This is a genomic window from Winogradskyella aurantia, assembly GCF_002266855.1.
GTDB classification, from domain to species: Bacteria; Bacteroidota; Bacteroidia; order Flavobacteriales; family Flavobacteriaceae; genus Winogradskyella; species Winogradskyella aurantia.
The window spans coordinates 249,666-266,450 of the sequence record NZ_NGJN01000006.1 but is presented as its reverse complement, the minus strand read 5'-3'; the positions used below and the strand labels follow the sequence as shown (position 1 = coordinate 266,450).

The 16,785-nt window shown below is 36.8% G+C and carries 16 protein-coding genes; 7 read left to right on the top strand and 9 right to left on the bottom strand.

All coding sequences use genetic code 11. The annotated features are described in order from the left end of the window. Positions 1–572 precede the first annotated feature (572 nt). The 4 genes from thrS to rplT all read left to right on the top strand — a co-directional run bounded on the left by thrS (position 573) and on the right by rplT (position 3,790). Complete coding sequence (gene thrS / locus CA834_RS12345; RefSeq protein ID WP_094969016.1) at positions 573–2,513, top strand: threonine--tRNA ligase; 1,941 nt, start codon at positions 573–575, stop codon at positions 2,511–2,513. Positions 2,514–2,543: 30 nt separating this feature from the next. Continuing rightward, positions 2,544–3,095, top strand: coding sequence for a translation initiation factor IF-3 (gene infC, locus CA834_RS12340; protein ID WP_094969015.1), 552 nt, complete (start codon positions 2,544–2,546; stop codon positions 3,093–3,095). A 54-nt stretch (positions 3,096–3,149) separates the two neighbouring features. Continuing rightward, positions 3,150–3,347 (top strand): 50S ribosomal protein L35, encoded by a 198-nt coding sequence (gene rpmI / locus CA834_RS12335; protein WP_094969014.1) that lies wholly within the window; start codon positions 3,150–3,152, stop codon positions 3,345–3,347. Positions 3,348–3,445: 98 nt separating this feature from the next. Next, complete coding sequence (gene rplT / locus CA834_RS12330; protein ID WP_094969013.1) at positions 3,446–3,790, top strand: 50S ribosomal protein L20; 345 nt, start codon at positions 3,446–3,448, stop codon at positions 3,788–3,790. A gap of 351 nt (positions 3,791–4,141) precedes the next feature. Here the strand turns inward: rplT and CA834_RS12325 are convergent, their stop codons facing one another. The 9 genes from CA834_RS12325 to tgt form a co-directional block, all read right to left on the bottom strand. After that, positions 4,142–5,326 carry an asparagine synthetase B gene (locus CA834_RS12325; RefSeq protein ID WP_094969030.1) on the bottom strand — a complete coding sequence of 395 codons (1,185 nt, stop codon included), beginning with the start codon at positions 5,324–5,326 and terminating at the stop codon, positions 4,142–4,144. A gap of 146 nt (positions 5,327–5,472) precedes the next feature. Continuing rightward, complete coding sequence (locus CA834_RS12320; RefSeq protein WP_094969012.1) at positions 5,473–6,198, bottom strand: sulfotransferase-like domain-containing protein; 726 nt, start codon at positions 6,196–6,198, stop codon at positions 5,473–5,475. Beyond that, the gene (locus CA834_RS12315; protein ID WP_094969011.1) at positions 6,191–7,108 is read right to left on the bottom strand and encodes an aminotransferase class IV; all 918 of its coding nucleotides are present in this window, start codon (positions 7,106–7,108) and stop codon (positions 6,191–6,193) included. Before CA834_RS12315 ends, CA834_RS12320 begins: the two co-directional genes overlap by 8 nt. Positions 7,109–7,171: 63 nt before the next feature. After that, entirely contained in the window at positions 7,172–8,212 is a 1,041-nt protein-coding gene (locus CA834_RS12310) for an AI-2E family transporter (protein WP_094969010.1), read from the bottom strand. A gap of 72 nt (positions 8,213–8,284) precedes the next feature. Then, the gene (gene dnaB, locus CA834_RS12305; RefSeq protein ID WP_094969009.1) at positions 8,285–9,817 is read right to left on the bottom strand and encodes a replicative DNA helicase; all 1,533 of its coding nucleotides are present in this window, start codon (positions 9,815–9,817) and stop codon (positions 8,285–8,287) included. Positions 9,818–9,986: 169 nt separating this feature from the next. After that, positions 9,987–10,940 (bottom strand): acetyl-CoA carboxylase carboxyltransferase subunit alpha, encoded by a 954-nt coding sequence (locus CA834_RS12300; RefSeq protein WP_094969008.1) that lies wholly within the window; start codon positions 10,938–10,940, stop codon positions 9,987–9,989. Positions 10,941–10,990: 50 nt separating this feature from the next. Further along, entirely contained in the window at positions 10,991–11,899 is a 909-nt protein-coding gene (locus CA834_RS12295; RefSeq protein WP_094969007.1) for a DMT family transporter, read from the bottom strand. After that, positions 11,886–12,962: an LptF/LptG family permease gene (locus CA834_RS12290; protein WP_094969006.1), complete on the bottom strand. Its 1,077-nt coding sequence runs from the start codon at positions 12,960–12,962 to the stop codon at positions 11,886–11,888. Before CA834_RS12290 ends, CA834_RS12295 begins: the two co-directional genes overlap by 14 nt. Before the next feature lie 3 nt (positions 12,963–12,965). Continuing rightward, complete coding sequence (gene tgt, locus CA834_RS12285; protein WP_094969005.1) at positions 12,966–14,096, bottom strand: tRNA guanosine(34) transglycosylase Tgt; 1,131 nt, start codon at positions 14,094–14,096, stop codon at positions 12,966–12,968. A 166-nt stretch (positions 14,097–14,262) separates the two neighbouring features. Here tgt and CA834_RS12280 point away from each other — a divergent pair, with 166 nt between their 5' ends. Genes CA834_RS12280 through CA834_RS12270 form a run of 3 tightly spaced genes read left to right on the top strand, consistent with a single transcriptional unit; the run spans position 14,263 to position 16,735 of the window. Beyond that, the gene (locus CA834_RS12280) at positions 14,263–15,108 is read left to right on the top strand and encodes a transketolase (protein ID WP_094969004.1); all 846 of its coding nucleotides are present in this window, start codon (positions 14,263–14,265) and stop codon (positions 15,106–15,108) included. Between the two features lie 20 nt (positions 15,109–15,128). Beyond that, positions 15,129–16,082 carry a transketolase family protein gene (locus CA834_RS12275; RefSeq protein WP_094969003.1) on the top strand — a complete coding sequence of 318 codons (954 nt, stop codon included), beginning with the start codon at positions 15,129–15,131 and terminating at the stop codon, positions 16,080–16,082. Between the two features lie 53 nt (positions 16,083–16,135). Beyond that, on the top strand, positions 16,136–16,735 hold the full coding sequence (locus CA834_RS12270) for an outer membrane beta-barrel protein (protein ID WP_094969002.1): 600 nt from the start codon (positions 16,136–16,138) through the stop codon (positions 16,733–16,735). Positions 16,736–16,785: the final 50 nt, after the last annotated feature.

Here is a 16,785-nt window from a genome sequence, read left to right as displayed (position 1 = left end):
CAATATGTTAATGAACTTTTATATTGCTTGCCAAACTCGTTTCCTCGTTAAGCGGGTGCAAATATAAAACCCTTTTTTTATTCCCGCAACATCTTCCAAACTATTTTTTGAAATATTTTGTACCTCCCAAAAAATCACACCAAAATCATCTCCCAAACGGGGCGCAAATATAATGGGTTTAAAACAATACCCAACTACTTTTTTGAACTTTATTCTTTGGAGCTACCCAATACTATGTAAGCCAAACACCTATGTCTGAAACTTTTTGAAAAGTCTATTCAATTGAGATTATTTGTTCTATACATTCGCCCTTTAATTTAAATAAAAAACTTCCTTAAATCTCGGAGCAATACCTCGTGAAATCAATATTGTTTTACTATTTATTTCAAAAAGCGAATACATGAGGTAAATCAAAGTCTTAAGAACTCAATCCATACAGAACGTTAAGGAATGTCACTTCCATTCCGAGGACTTTCTGCAAATTCGAAGTGCCCTTCTATTTAAATACAACTTCACTTTGTCTATTCCTTATATACATATATCTTTGTGGGTTCAATTTTACATCCTATATAATGATTAATATTACTCTACCGGATGGTTCGGTTAGATCCTATAAAAAAAGTGTAACTCCGTATGAGGTTGCCCTTGATATAAGCGAAGGTTTTGCTAGAAATGTTATTTCAGCAAAATTCAATGATACCATTATTGAAACTTCAACTCCGTTGCAAAAAGACGGTAGCTTGGTTTTATATACTTGGAAAGATGATGAAGGAAAAACAGCGTTCTGGCATTCTAGTGCTCACGTTTTAGCTCAAGCACTTGAAGAATTGTATCCAGGCGTAAAGCTTTGGGTTGGACCTGCTATAGAAAATGGTTTTTACTATGATGTAGATTTGGGCGACGACACTATCTCTGAGAAAGATTTTAATACCATCGAAGCAAAAATGATGGAAATCGCCAGGGGTAAGTATGATTTCAAAATGAGGGATGTGTCTAAAGCTGACGCCTTAGCCTATTATAAAGGTAAGAATGAATATAAAGTTGATTTAATTCAAAATCTTGAAGATGGTACCATTAGTTTTTGTGACCATTCGACCTTCACAGATTTGTGTCGCGGTGGACACGTACCCAATACCGGAATTATCAAAGCGGTCAAAATTCTAAGTGTTGCAGGTGCATATTATAAAGGTGACGAAAATGAAAAGCAACTCACTAGGGTCTACGGTATTTCCTTTCCGAAACAAAAGGACCTTACCGAGTATTTACATTTATTGGAAGAAGCCAAGAAAAGAGACCACAGGAAATTGGGCAAAGAACTCGAGCTGTTCACTTTTTCACAGAAAGTCGGTCAGGGGCTTCCACTTTGGTTACCTAAAGGCGCCGCATTAAGAGAACGTCTTGAGAATTTTTTAAAGGCAGCACAAAAAAAAGCAGGCTATGAAATGGTAGTAACACCGCATATTGGTCAAAAGGAATTATATGTTACCTCTGGTCATTACGCAAAATATGGTGAAGATAGTTTCCAGCCGATTTCAACACCTGCAGAAGGTGAGGAGTTTTTATTAAAACCCATGAATTGTCCTCATCATTGTGAGATATTTAAGCACAAACCGTTTTCTTACAAGGATCTTCCAAAACGTTATGCTGAATTTGGAACTGTATATAGATATGAACAAAGTGGTGAGTTACACGGCTTGACAAGAGTTAGAGGTTTCACTCAAGATGATGCACATATCTTTTGTACGCCTGAGCATTTAGATTCAGAATTTAAGGAAGTTATTGATTTAGTCCTTTATGTTTTTGGTTCTTTGGGATTCGAAAACTTTACAGCACAGGTGTCTATTAGAGATCCTAAAACTCCTGAAAAGTATATTGGAAGTGTGGAAAACTGGGAGAAAGCAGAAAATGCCATACTTAATGCAGCTAAAGACAAAAATCTAGATTATGCTGTTGTAGAAGGTGAGGCGGCATTTTATGGTCCAAAACTTGATTTTATGGTAAAGGATGCCCTGGGTAGAAAATGGCAACTTGGAACTATTCAAGTAGATTATACCTTACCTGAACGTTTTGACCTTACCTATAAAGGTAGTGATAATGAGTTGCACAGACCGATAATGATTCACAGAGCCCCTTTTGGAAGTATGGAGCGTTTTGTGGCTATTTTACTTGAACACACAGGAGGCAATTTTCCTCTTTGGCTGACACCAGAACAGGTTATGATTATTTCGATTAGTGAGAAATATGAAAAATACGCTCAAAAAGTTTTAAATTTGCTAGAAAATGACGAAATTCGCGCCCTCGCTGACGACAGAAATGAAACTGTTGGTAAAAAAATAAGGGAAGCAGAAATGACCAAGTTCCCCTATATGATTATCGTTGGGGAAGAAGAGGAAGCAAACAATACCATCACAGTGCGCAAACACGGTGGTGAGGAGATTGGCACAATAAAGGTCAAAGAGTTTGTAGACTTGATAAATAATGAAATAAAAAGTAGTTTAAAGACATTTAGATAAAGTTTAATTAAAATCAAATAAGCCATAGCAATACGTAGAAATAGAAGAAGTTACAACAGAAGAGAAGCTCAGGAAGACAAGCATAAAATTAATTCTAAAATAAGAGCTGATGAAGTTAGAGTTGTTGGAGATAATGTTGAAGTTGGGATTTACCCTTTGAAGCAGGCTTTAGCCATTGCTGATGAACAAGGCTTGGACCTTGTTGAAATTTCACCGGATGCCAAACCTCCCGTCTGCAAGGTTATGGATTATAAAAAGTTTCTTTACGAGCAAAAGAAACGCGAAAAGGCGCTAAAATCTAAAGCGACCAAGGTGGTTGTTAAAGAAATTCGTTTTGGACCTCAAACAGATGATCATGATTATGAGTTCAAAAAGAAACACGCCATTAAGTTTTTAAAAGACGGTGCAAAATTAAAGGCCTTTGTCTTTTTCAAAGGACGTTCTATCGTGTTTAAAGAACAAGGGCAAATTTTACTATTGAGACTTGCGCAAGATTTGGAAGACTATGGTAAGGTAGAGCAAATGCCTAAACTAGAAGGGAAACGAATGATTATGTTCATTGCGCCCAAGAAAAATAAATAATGCTGAAGTAAGTTCAGTTTAAAATAAGCGAAACGTAATTAAAAACTAGGACAAATGCCTAAAATGAAGACAAAATCGAGTGCTAAGAAACGTTTCAAACTAACTGGCACTGGTAAGATTAAAAGAAAGCACGCTTTTAAGAGTCATATTTTGACTAAAAAATCTAAAAAGCGTAAGCTTGCGTTGACCCATGACACATTAGTGCACAAGGCTGACGAAGACAATGTTAGACAAATGCTTCGTTTGAAGTAAATCTAACCGGTTAAAAACAATGTAAAACCCTGGAGTTAGGCAAAAGTATTTAGCAAGTATCATAATTTTGGTCGCCTACTACAAAAAACAATTAAGAAATGCCAAGATCAGTAAATTCAGTTGCAAAAAGAGCTAGAAGAAAGAAGGTTCTTAAGCAAGCAAAAGGCTACTGGGGAAGACGTAAAAACGTTTGGACCGTAGCAAAAAACGCGGTAGATAAAGCGATGCAATATTCGTACAGAGACCGCAGAAACAAAAAAAGAACATTCCGTGCGCTATGGATTATGCGTATTAACGCAGGTGCCAGACAACATGGGATGAGCTATTCAAAATTTATGGGTGAATTAAAAGCTAATAATATTGAATTGAATCGTAAGGTTCTTGCCGATTTAGCTATGAATAACCCAGAAGCTTTTGAGGCTATAGTAAACAAAGTTAAATAAGGCGTTTAGCCAAATTAATAACAACATTTCGCTTATAAAAACCCGATTCAAAATGAATCGGGTTTTTTCATTTTACTTACACATTACACATATAATATTACTTTATACCTCTTTTGATAAGATTTCTTTGAACGGATAGTAAGAATCCTTTTGTTTTATCTATTACTGCCCAATTTATTTTTCAAGGCTCCGTAAAATGTATAACCCTAGGTTATGGGTCGAAAATTTATCCCAAGGCTGCAGCACTTATTTTTACTCTGTAAAAGCAATTTCCTAAAAAGATAAAAATATTGGCCGGGCACTGCTCTTAAAACCCAGAACATTCTAAAATACTACCAAACATAATGCCTACTAGGTTTTTTGCTTTCTCTTCTTAGCGGCAGGGAACAGCACATTGTTAAGTATTAAACGGTAGCCTGGAGAATTTGGATGCAAATCAAGCTCTGTTTTGGGGTCTCCTACCCTATGCGTATAATCCTCTGGGTCATGGCCTCCATAAAACGTAAAAAAACCCTTACCCTTAATACCATGGATATATTTAGCCTCTTTATTAGTTCTATTTTCACCCATTACCAATACATTGGATTTTATTTGGTTCCGTGTAAATGATGTCGTTTGACCCATAAATCCTTTCACCAAGGCCGTATGGTTTTGAGTTAACATCGTTGGAATGGGGTCCCATTTGGCTGAATATTCCATTAAAGTAAAATAATCCGTTGTCATAGGAATCTGTCGCTTTCTCGTCATGTCAATAGAAGAAAACTCGTAAACATTGGGGCTACGTTCTAAAATAAAATCCCTGAAAGCGAAGGTTTTAGAATAATCAATTTTATTTTGATAGCCTGGATCACTGCCATCCCCATCAAACATAGGCTCGCAAATATCTACACCTTCAGCAGATAAAGCGATATCAAAACTATCGGTTGCCGAACACATAGCAAACATAAACCCACCTCCTACTACATAATCCCTTATTTTAAGTGCTACCGCCAATTTCGCTTCAGACACTTTACCGTATCCCAATTTTGCAGCAAGTTCTTCCGCATCTCGTTTTTCTTCTATGTACCATGCCGAAGAGCGATAAGCTCTATAAAATTTACCATATTGCCCTGTAAAATCCTCATGGTGTAGGTGCAACCAATCATAAAGCAGTAATTCGTCTTTCAACACCTCCTCATCATAAATGGTTTCGTATGGAATTTCCGCATAAGTCAGCACCATAGTAACGGCATCATCCCATGGCTGTTTGCCATAAGGTGTGTAAACAGCAATTTTTGGAGCTTTTTCTAATACCACAGCTTCTTGATTAACTGCTGGACTTGATATATCATCAAGAATTTGGGAGGCTTTCGCGTCTGAAATAACTTCAAAAGAAACCCCTCTAATTTGACACTCACGTCGGATGATTTCAGCATCTGGCAATAAAAAGGAGCCCCCGCGATAATTTAACAACCACTTCACCTTTAAATCGCGTTCAAGCGTCCAATAGGTAACCCCATAAGCTTTTAAATGATTCTCTTGGAATTCAGCATCCATAGGAATAAGAATATATGAAGCATACCCATGAACCCATAGAACTAAAGCAAAACACAGTAAGATTGTTCTTTTCAATGTCATACAATTTTGACCTAAAATAATTAAAATTTAACCTAAACGGGTCTTCTTTATCATTCTTTTAAGAGCTAAATCGCTTTTTGCATCATTTTATTATAATAGGGCAAACATTTATGTAGAAGAGGATTTAAATGCTCTGGAAAGGGCGTTTTTTTTGATTTATATTTTGCAAACCCAGAAGACTGATGAACGCTAGAATACCAATATTTTGACCAAATACCATCTTCTTTACGTTGATGCGGCTGCCATGATAACATATTTTTATCAAAAGGAATATTGAGAAATGCGCAAAGCTTATTCAATTGTCCTTCTGGGTCCAGCAAGAGTCTCTTAGATTCCAATACCACAAAAGGAATATTATTCTTTTCATAGTAACGCATCAATTCAACATGCAATTTATAACCAACATCAGCTAAAGACGCATTCTTAATTACCTTATCAAAAGAAGGTAACATATCAACAGGATTTCTTGTAAGTATAATATTGAGCGTTTTACTCATGAAGCTGCGATCTAAATCTAATAAATGATGTGTCATGTGTTTAAAAAACAAGACTGGTTTGTCATGGTTAGAAAGCATCGTCTCAACAACAGAGGAGCCCTTGTTGTCCATAGTTCTTAAAATAGCTTCTGCGCCTGGATGATAAAATTTTGCCTCCGGATGATTTGCTAAATAAAAAGCATAAAGTGGCTCATCAAACACCTTGCTGTCCTCACGCTGGGCAAATGCATACATTAATGCGGTAGAGATATTGCGCGGACCAGACCATAAACAGATACGCTTTACATCATTCATTTAGTATTATTTTTTCAATTAAGGCCTCGTATATTTTACTTAGTCGCCTTGTCATATCACCATATTTACCTTCTCCAATAGTTTTCCCATCTATTTTTATGACAGGCGTTAATCCGCCAAATGTGCCAGTTACAAAGGCTTCATCCGCACCATAAACATCAAAAAGTGAAAAATCCTTCTCATAACAGGATATACCATTTGCTTTGCAGAGGTCAATCACTTTTCCCCTGGTAATGCCATTCATACAATACTTACCTGTTGAAGTCCAAACCTCATTGTTTTTAACTATAAAAAAATTTGTAGCGTTGCAGGTTGCAACAAAACCGTGAATATCCAACATTAATGCTTCATCAGCTCCTGCTTCAATTGCTTGAATCAAAGCTTGCACCTCATGCAATTTACTATGGCAATTTAGCCTTGGATCTAAATAATCTGGTGAACCCCTTCGTATAGTGGAAGTAAACAATGAAATTCCTTTGTCCTTTGAGGTCATTGAAGCTGTTTTGTATTCAGGTATTATAACTACGTTCGGCCCAGATATTGTTAGTCGAGGGTCTTGTGACGGTGTTTTCTTTATACCACGTGTAACCATGACCCTAACATGCACACCATCTGACATATCATTTGCTTTTAAAGTGTGCCATATCTTTGAGGTTAACTCTTCTTTCGTAAAGGGTAGTTTCATACCAACAGTGGCTGCCGATTGCCATAAACGACTCAAATGATCACTGAGGAAAATAAGCACACCCGAATGCAGGCGAAAGGCCTCCCAAACACCATCGCCAACTAAATAGCCGCTATCAAACACTGAAATTTTAGCTTCCTTTCTGGGATAAAGTTTGTCATTAATAGAAATGAGGATATCACTATTTCTAGAATCCTCTAAAGCATTATGAGTACCATGGACCATGTCTTAGGTTTTAAAATCCGTAAGAAAGATACTCAAAATTACCTTTTTACCAGATGTGTTTTATTAGAGATTTCTGACTTCCGTTTCATTACCGGATAGCAAACTGGCAATCAATTTCGTGCTCGGAAACTGTTCTAGTATAATTTTAATAAAAACGGTAATTGGTATAGCCATTATCAACCCAGGAATACCCCATAAAAAACCCCAAAACATGAGCATCACCAAAACAGCGATAATATTTATGGAAAATGATTTACCCATAAAAATTGGTTCTAGAATAGCTCCAAATACAATCTGTACAAGACTTATTGATAGTATAAAGAAAAACAAGGTGCTTGTTGGGTCTAGTTCCACAAAAGCAAATATGGATAATAAAACAACAGATATAAAGGAACCTACCATTTGGACAAAATTTATCGCAAAAGCAAACAAGCCCCAAAAAATGGGAAAGCTAACATCAAAAAATAAACACATCAAACCAGTGAATACACCTGTTAGGGCGCTGACCAAAAATTTAACCTTTATAAACTTTATCAGGTCTTTTTCGATCTTCATGAATGCCTTAATTGAGGTGTGTTTCTGTTTTAAAATCGTGTTGTTCAAAAGTTTGTGAACGTTAATGGACTCTGCCAACCACAAGACTACAAAAAAAGCGGTCATTAGTAATGAAGTCACAAATGAACGCAAGAAATCAATGGTGGAACCAATATTTTCTTTTTGAAATAATTGAGCAAAGACGTTTTTATCTGTTTCCACTTCAATCCCGAAATTTTCGAAAAGATATTTTTTTAAATCTATCAATTTAGGTTCGGCTTTCTCTAAAAAGCTAGAATTATTAGCCAGTATTTCACGGCTAGACAACTGAATAAGTTCTATACCTATTTTTAAGCCCCCAATAACCAAAAGCAATACAATTACAATACTAACTACCTTTGGTACCCTTCTTCTACCCAAAATGCGCATTAAAGGCAAAAATAACAAGGCAATGAACATAGAAAATATTAGAGGAATAAAAATAAAGGATAGTACTTTTAATAGATAAAATACGAGGGGAATTACGATTATAAGTAACAACAAGTTTGTTGTTCGTCTTTGGTTAAGCATGAGGCAGCATTCTTTGTTATAGCGAAACACAAAGATACGTCAAAATAGACGTTATACTTATATAAAATATTGCTAAAAGGGAACGCCATCATCCTCTGGACCATCGAAAGCGTCTGACGCCGACGGGAAAGAATCTGGTTTAAATGTATCATCGTTTGCAGCCGCATTCATTTTGGAATGAAACTCACCAAATGGTGTATCGAAATCGTCTAAGTTATCGAACTTACCGAGATGACCAATAAATTTCAATCTAATATTATCTAGACCCCCATTTCTGTGCTTAGCCACGATAAATTCGGCCTGGCCTTCAGTTGGTGAACGCTCCTCATCATCCCATTCATCAATTTTATAGTATTCTGGTCTGTAAATAAAAGAGACAATATCCGCATCTTGTTCAATAGCTCCAGATTCGCGCAAATCAGATAGTAGCGGTCGTTTACTTCCACCCCGTGTTTCAACAGCTCGAGATAACTGCGACAAAGCAATAACTGGGACATCCAATTCTTTCGCTAGAGCCTTTAAATTTCTTGAGATGGTAGAAATTTCTTGTTCGCGATTACCTCCTTTTTGACTTCCACCCGCGGTCATTAATTGTAAATAATCAATAACTATAAGCTTAATGCCATATTGGGATGATAATCGACGTGCCTTTGCCCTTAAATCAAAAATACTCAGTGATGGGGTATCGTCTATAAATAAAGGTGCTTTTTCAAGTGTTTTTACCTTAACATTGAGTTGTTCCCATTCGTGCTTTTCTAATTTGCCCGTTCTCAGTTTTTCTGATGACAAACCGGTTTCGCTAGAAATTAATCTTGTAATTAACTGCACCGAAGACATCTCTAACGAGAAGAAGGCTACCGGAATATTTTTATTCACAGCAATATTCCGCGCCATGGTTAGTGTTAATGCAGTTTTACCCATACCAGGGCGAGCGGCAACAATAACCAAATCTGAAGGTTGCCAACCTGAGGTCAATTTGTCTACCTTATCAAATCCTGATGGAATACCACTTAAACCTTCCTTATTAGAAATCTCTTCAATTTTCTTCTTGGCCTGAATTACAAGGCTCTGAGCTGTTTCAGTCGATTTTTTGACATTACCCTGGGTAACTTCATAAAGTTTGGCTTCAGCATTATCGAGCAAATCAAATACATCCTTAGTCTCATCATAAGCCTCCTCAATTATTTCATTTGAAATTTTAATCAAACTTCGCTGAATGTATTTTTGGAGAATTATACGTGCATGGAATTCAATATGAGCAGAAGATGACACTCTTTGGGTAAGGGAAATAAGGTAAAAATCACCCCCGACCATATCCAGTTTCTCATCTTTTTTGAGTTGGCTAGAAACGGTTAATAAGTCAACAGGCTGACTATTTTCAAATAGTTTAAAGATGGCTTCAAAAATATATCTGTGAGCATCTTTGTAGAAGGCATCTGGACTTAAAATATCAATAACTTCATCCACACCTTTCTTATCGATCATCATAGCACCAAGCACAACCTCTTCTAAATCAATAGCTTGCGGAGGTATTTTACCTTTCTCTAAACTGATGATTGAGCTTTTATCTACTTTATAGCCTGATACTGGGTTGGGTTGTTTCATAAGTCACAAAAGTAGCTAAATAGTATCGATGTAATTGATTTTATGTGCATCTGGATTTGAACAGCTCATTAACAATCTAACTGTTAATAACTCAAATATATTGTTAATAAGGATAAAAAAAACCGAAGTTAAAAACTTCAGTTTCCTAAGTTACTTATGGCTAGAGGTTTTAGTCCTTAAAGACACCCATATGCTCATATTTTTCCATGCGTTGCTTTACCAATTGTTTTGGTGATAAGTTTTTAAGTTCTTCGTATGAGGATACTATTGCATCTCTAACAGCAATAAATGTCTTTTCCCTATCCGTGTGCGCTCCACCTAATGGTTCTTTTATAATTTGATCCACAAGTTTCATACGCTTCATATCCTTTGCAGTTAACTTCAAGGCTTCTGCAGCTTGTTCCTTATATTCCCAGCTTCTCCATAAAATAGACGAACAAGATTCAGGTGAAATTACAGAGTACCAGGTATTCTCTAACATCAAAACCTTGTCTCCAACACCAATCCCAAGAGCTCCACCAGAAGCACCTTCACCAATAATCACAGTTATAATAGGGACTTTCAGCCTAGTCATTTCTAAAATATTTCGCGCAATAGCTTCGCCTTGGCCACGTTCCTCAGCCTCTAATCCAGGATATGCTCCAGGCGTATCAATCAATGTAACTACAGGGATACCGAATTTCTCAGCTGATTTCATTAGTCTTAAGGCCTTACGATAGCCTTCAGGATTGGACATTCCAAAATTTCTATATTGCCTTGTCTTGGTGTTGTAACCCTTTTGCTGGCCGATAAACATATAGGATTGATCACCTATTTTACCTAGGCCACCAATCATAGCCTTATCATCTTTTACGTTTCTATCGCCATGTAGCTCTAACCAAGAATCGCCACAAAGCGCTTTAATATGGTCTAAGGTATAAGGTCTGTTAGGATGCCTAGACAATTGAACACGCTGCCATGCCGTAAGGTTTTTATAGATTTCCTTTTTAGTTTCAGCGAGTTTCTTTTCAATCTGCTTGCAGGTCTCAGTAACATCAACATCACTTTCTTTACCTATAATCTGACACTTATCTAGCTGTTCTTCGAGCTCTTTAATCGGTAATTCAAACTCTAAGTATTCCATATTGAAGTTAGATATTCGTTAGTTAGTTTATAGCTACAAATATAAAAACTTTAATCGGTTATGATGCGCCTTTTCCGTTTTCGATATTTGCTATTTTTTAGAATGGCATCAAAAAGAACAGCTGTTAAAACAAGTAGCGCTCCTATATAAAATTGAGCGGACATCTGCTCATTCTCAGAAAATAAAATCATAGCCAGTGCAATACCATAAAGCGGCTCTAAGTTATAACTCAAAATGACTGTAAACGGACTGATGTGTCGCATAACCTCAACCGCACCAATAAATGCATAAGCCGTACAAACGGATGCTAGGATAACAATATAAATCCAATCTGATGCTGAAAGCGTGAAGAAATCTGAATTAAACGACCCTCCTGATATTAGAATAAATACGGTTAAGAATACAACTCCACTTATAAATTCATAAAATGAAATGACCGTTGAATTATGTTTTTCTATAAAGCGACCATTTATAACTGCAAATAGTGTTGAAAGTAAAGCCGATAAAAGCCCTAGAATGATACCATTGATATACCTTATCTCACTACTCGTTATAAGAAAAACACCTATAACTACGATAATGCCAAAAAGAATTTCATACGCTAATATGCGACGTTTAAAAAAAATGGGTTCAATAAAGGAGGCAAAAAAAGCACCAGATGAAAACATGGCTAAAGCTATGGAAACATTAGCTTGATTGATGGATTCAAAAAAAGTTATCCAGTGAAGAGCTACGATTACACCAGCCACTGAAAATTGCATTATGTTTTTTTTACTAACCCTTATGTCTAGCCTAATCAATTTGATAAAAGCAAACATTAAAATACCAGCAATTGCCATTCTATACCAAACCAATTCAAGAGAACCAATTGAAATCAGTTCACCTAAAATGGCTGTAAAACCGGCAATAAAAACCAGGAAATGTAAATGGAGGTAATGCTTTAATTTAGCGTTTGGCATTTTGCAGCATGTATATGGCTAAAATACCAAATATTGCATTAGGAAACCAGACTGCTATCAGAGGCGGAAAATTGGACTGCTCTGCCATGACGCCAAATACCTTATCAAAAAACACAAAGACCATGGCTATGGCAATACCAAATGCTAAGTTTACGCCCATACCTCCTCTTCGTTTTACGGAGGAAACAGCAACAGCGATAATAGTTAAAATAAATATTGAAACCGGTAGACTCCATTTTTTAAGCTTAACAACTTCATAGCGCCCAATGTTTGACGAACCACGTCTTTTTTCTGCTTTAATAAAATCTAAAAGTTCGCCATAAGGCTTTGTCTCTGCTGCATATTCTACAGGTGTCAAATCTTCGAGTTCAAATGGAAAAACCAATTCCTTACTTCGTTCTTGCTCAATGCTCTCAACTCCATTCTCAAAGCTACGCTTTACGTAACGTGTTAAACGGTAGGTGGAATCCTCTTCAATGTACCTAATATTATCTGCAAATATTTTGTACTTCAACTCATTGCCTTCAAAATGCTCATAAGTAAAATTCATTCCCGATTTACTTTGGGCCACAAAATTGCTCACATAAATAATATCATTATCGTTAATCTGACGATAAACATCCCTAGTCTGTTGAATATTCTTGTTCTTTTTAAGATAAGTATATTTAAATTCATTGAATCCTTTACTAGCATATGGGGCAAGGAACATACCTAAAAACAGTGCAAAAGATGCCACTATAGTAGCCCCAATCAAATAGGGTCTCAAGAATCTCGTAAACGACACACCAGAACTTAAAAACGCAACTATTTCTGTATTATTAGCCAACTTAGAAGTAAACCATATGACCGATAAAAATAAAAATAGAGGAAACAGTAAATTGGCAAAATATACCGTAAAATCAAGGTAATAGGCTACTACCTCATCAAAGGGCGCCTTATTTTCAAGTATTTTCCCTACTTTCTCCGATAAATCTACCGTAATACCAATAGGAATAAACAATAGGAGCATCATAACAAATGTCAACAAGTATCGCTTTAATATGTACCAATCTAAAATCTTCACCTATTATAATCGTTTATCCATTTGTTTCACCATGATATCTTTCCAAACACCAAAATCACCATCAATAATATGTTTTCTGGCTTCTCTCACCAGCCATAAATAAAATCCAAGATTATGAATGGTGGCTATCTGTTTTCCTAATAATTCGTTAACCGAAAACAAATGCTTTAAATAGGCCTTACTGTAGTCTGTGTCTACAAATGTGATTCCCATGTCATCTATTGGACTGAAATCATTCTCCCATTTTTTGTTCTTTATATTTATTGTACCGTTGGCTGTGAAAAGCATACCATTCCTAGCATTACGTGTTGGCATAACACAATCAAACATATCTACACCTAACGCAATATTTTCTAAAATATTGATAGGTGTTCCCACTCCCATAAGATACCTTGGCTTATCTTGCGGCAGGATATCACAAACCACTTCGGTCATAGCATACATTTCCTCTGCAGGCTCTCCAACAGACAAACCTCCAATAGCATTTCCCTCTGCACCTACATTGGCTATATATTCTGCAGATTGTCGTCGCAAATCTTTATAGGTGCTCCCTTGAACTATAGGGAAAAAAGTTTGAGCATAGTCGTACTTAAAAGGTAATGTTTTCAAATGCTGCATACAACGATCTAACCATCTATGAGTCATGTGCATTGACCGTTTAGCATAATTATAATCACAAGGATAAGGCGTGCATTCATCAAAAGCCATAATAATGTCTGCACCAATAGAACGTTGTATTTCCATAACATTCTCTGGTGTAAAGACGTGATAACTGCCATCAATATGCGATTTGAACTTAACGCCTTCTTCCTTTATCTTTCTATTAGCAGATAAGGAGTACACTTGATATCCTCCAGAGTCCGTTAAAATATTTCTATCCCAATTCATAAACTTGTGGAGACCTCCAGCTTCTTCTAGAATAGTTGTTTGAGGTCTCAAGTACAAATGGTAGGTGTTTCCCAAGATTATGTCTGGATTGATATCATTTTTCAATTCCCTTTGATGAACACCTTTAACAGAAGCTACCGTACCCACTGGCATAAAAATAGGTGTTTCAATAGTCCCGTGGTCCGTTGTTATTAAACCCGCCCTGGCCTTAGATTCCTTATCATTTGCTAATTGTTTAAACTCCATCAACTAATGCGTATGAGCGCAAATATAAATAACTCCTGAGCATTGGCATCTTAATTAAATTCAAAATTGTTAGCAAATCATTGAAATCGTTAATAAGTGAAGAGATTCGTGACTTGTACAGCATCATTAAAAACTTATTTTTGTACCGAAATTTAAGAGTCATACAATGCCAAATATTCAAGAATTAGAAGACTTAGCTACGCAGGTAAGGAGAGATATCCTACGGATGGTCCACAAAGTGAATTCAGGCCACCCTGGTGGATCATTAGGTTGTACAGAATTTTTAGTAGCGCTTTACCAAGCTATTATGAAAACTACGGAAGGTTTCCATATGGATGGAATAGATGAAGATTTGTTCTTTTTGTCTAATGGTCATATTTCACCGGTTTATTATAGTGTTCTAGCCCGGTCAGGTTATTTTCCAATTGAAGAATTAAATACTTTCAGGTTGATTGATTCTAGGCTACAAGGGCACCCAACGACACATGAAGGTCTGCCAGGTATAAGAATTGCCTCAGGTTCTCTAGGTCAAGGCATGTCCGTAGCAATAGGTGCAGCCGAAACAAAAAAACTAAATAAAGACTCTCATTTGATCTATAGTCTGCACGGTGATGGAGAGTTACAGGAAGGTCAAAACTGGGAAGCCATAATGTACGCAGCAGCTAATAAAATTGACAATCTTATTTCAACTGTAGACCTCAATGGCCAGCAAATTGATGGCTCTACTGATAATGTATTACCAATGGGTAACATAAAGGCAAAATTTGAAGCTTTTGGGTGGCTCGTGGTTGAAATTGAAGATGGCAATAATATTAAGTCTGTTCTTGAGGGGATGACAAAAGCCAAATCCTTTACAGGTGATGGAAAACCGGTCTGTGTTTTATTAAAAACTGTAATGGGTCATGGGGTTGACTTTATGATGCATACACATGCATGGCATGGTAAGGCCCCTAATGACGACCAATTGGCTATAGGATTAGCTCAAAACAAAGAAACACTAGGAGATTATTAATCTGCAACGCATTAAAAGACATGAAAATATATACAAATTCAGGAAGTAAGGATACAAGGTCAGGTTTTGGAGCTGGGTTAACAGAGCTTGGAAAATCAAATAACAATGTGGTGGCCCTATGTGCAGATTTAACTGGTTCGCTGAAAATGGACGACTTTAAGGCTAATCATCCTGAGCGATTTTTTCAGGTTGGTATTGCCGAAGCGAACATGATGGGTATTGCAGCAGGTATGACCATTGGCGGGAAAATTCCTTTCACCGGTACGTTTGCTAACTTTTCCACAGGCCGTGTATACGATCAAATTCGACAAAGCATAGCTTATTCCGGTAAGAACGTTAAGATTTGTGCATCGCACGCAGGTGTTACTCTAGGCGAGGATGGCGCAACCCATCAAATCTTGGAAGATATAGGTCTAATGAAAATGCTTCCTGGCATGACGGTCATTAATACCTGCGACTTTAATCAAACTAAAGCTGCTACTCTTGCGATTGCAGAACACAAAGGTCCTGTATATTTAAGGTTTGGTAGACCTAAGGTCCCGAATTTTACACCTGATAATGGCGCTTTCGAAATAGGAAAGGCCGTAAAACTCACAGAAGGTACAGATGTCACTATCGTTGCTACCGGTCACTTGGTATGGGAAGCTTTAGAAGCGTCAAAAGTGCTAAACGATTCGGGCATCTCTGCTGAAGTCATTAACATCCATACCATAAAACCACTGGACAAGGAAGCTATATTAGAATCTGTTTCTAAAACGGGTTGTATTGTAACAGCTGAAGAACACAATTATTACGGTGGGCTTGGTGAAAGTGTAGCACGGGTTTTAAGTCAAAATAAACCAACGCCTCAAGAATTTGTTGCAACCAACGATACTTTCGGTGAATCTGGCACACCTGCCCAACTTTTAGCCAAGTACGGACTTAACAGTGCGGCCATAGAAAAAGCGGTAAAAAATGTTCTTAAGAGAAAATAAGTATTAAATGGCACCGTTTATGATGTTAGTTGTCTAAATTTAAAACTAATGTCATGAAGAATTTAAAGTCAGTACTTTTTTTAGGTTTATTTATTATACTATCTACGTCAATAGCGTCAGGACAAATAGGTAGTTCCTTCGGTATTAAAGGTGGATTAAATTATAGTGGGAATGGTGATTATTTTGAGTCCATTTCAGCTAACGCCCAAAATCCCGATAGAAATATTGGTTATCATTTAGGTGTTTTTGGTAAACTTGGCAACCGCGTATACTTTAGACCTGAATTAGTGTATACGGCAACCAAGAGCGACTACGATAGCCGTGACTTCTCCGTAAAGAAAATTGACGCCCCTCTCTTGGTTGGCATAAAAGTCATTGGTCCGCTCAGTGTTTTTGCTGGACCCTCCTTGCAATATATTTTAGACTCAGAATTTGACGGCATTACTATTGATGACATTGAAAATGATTTCTCCATGGGACTAAACTTTGGAGTTGGTGTTAATTTCAATAAAATAGGTATTGATTTGAGATACGAGCGAGGGTTCAACGAGAATGAAGCCACTTTTATTGACAACAACTTTGGTCCCGCTACGGTAGGGAGAATAGATACAAGACCTGATCAACTCATCCTCAGTTTATCAGTTGCCTTTTAAAAAAAGAAAAAGCTGCTTTATATGGGCAGCTTTTTTTTATCAATAAAGTC

Coding starts and splice junctions, on each gene's coding strand:
- thrS (WP_094969016.1), top strand. CDS start 573: ATGATTAATATTACTCTACCGGATGGTTCGGTTAGATCCTATAAAAAA.
- rpmI (WP_094969014.1), top strand. CDS start 3,150: ATGCCTAAAATGAAGACAAAATCGAGTGCTAAGAAACGTTTCAAACTA.
- rplT (WP_094969013.1), top strand. CDS start 3,446: ATGCCAAGATCAGTAAATTCAGTTGCAAAAAGAGCTAGAAGAAAGAAG.
- CA834_RS12325 (WP_094969030.1), bottom strand. CDS start 5,326: ATGGATGCTGAATTCCAAGAGAATCATTTAAAAGCTTATGGGGTTACC.
- CA834_RS12320 (WP_094969012.1), bottom strand. CDS start 6,198: ATGAATGATGTAAAGCGTATCTGTTTATGGTCTGGTCCGCGCAATATC.
- CA834_RS12315 (WP_094969011.1), bottom strand. CDS start 7,108: ATGGTCCATGGTACTCATAATGCTTTAGAGGATTCTAGAAATAGTGAT.
- CA834_RS12310 (WP_094969010.1), bottom strand. CDS start 8,212: ATGCTTAACCAAAGACGAACAACAAACTTGTTGTTACTTATAATCGTA.
- dnaB (WP_094969009.1), bottom strand. CDS start 9,817: ATGAAACAACCCAACCCAGTATCAGGCTATAAAGTAGATAAAAGCTCA.
- CA834_RS12300 (WP_094969008.1), bottom strand. CDS start 10,940: ATGGAATACTTAGAGTTTGAATTACCGATTAAAGAGCTCGAAGAACAG.
- CA834_RS12295 (WP_094969007.1), bottom strand. CDS start 11,899: ATGCCAAACGCTAAATTAAAGCATTACCTCCATTTACATTTCCTGGTT.
- tgt (WP_094969005.1), bottom strand. CDS start 14,096: ATGGAGTTTAAACAATTAGCAAATGATAAGGAATCTAAGGCCAGGGCG.
- CA834_RS12280 (WP_094969004.1), top strand. CDS start 14,263: ATGCCAAATATTCAAGAATTAGAAGACTTAGCTACGCAGGTAAGGAGA.
- CA834_RS12275 (WP_094969003.1), top strand. CDS start 15,129: ATGAAAATATATACAAATTCAGGAAGTAAGGATACAAGGTCAGGTTTT.
- CA834_RS12270 (WP_094969002.1), top strand. CDS start 16,136: ATGAAGAATTTAAAGTCAGTACTTTTTTTAGGTTTATTTATTATACTA.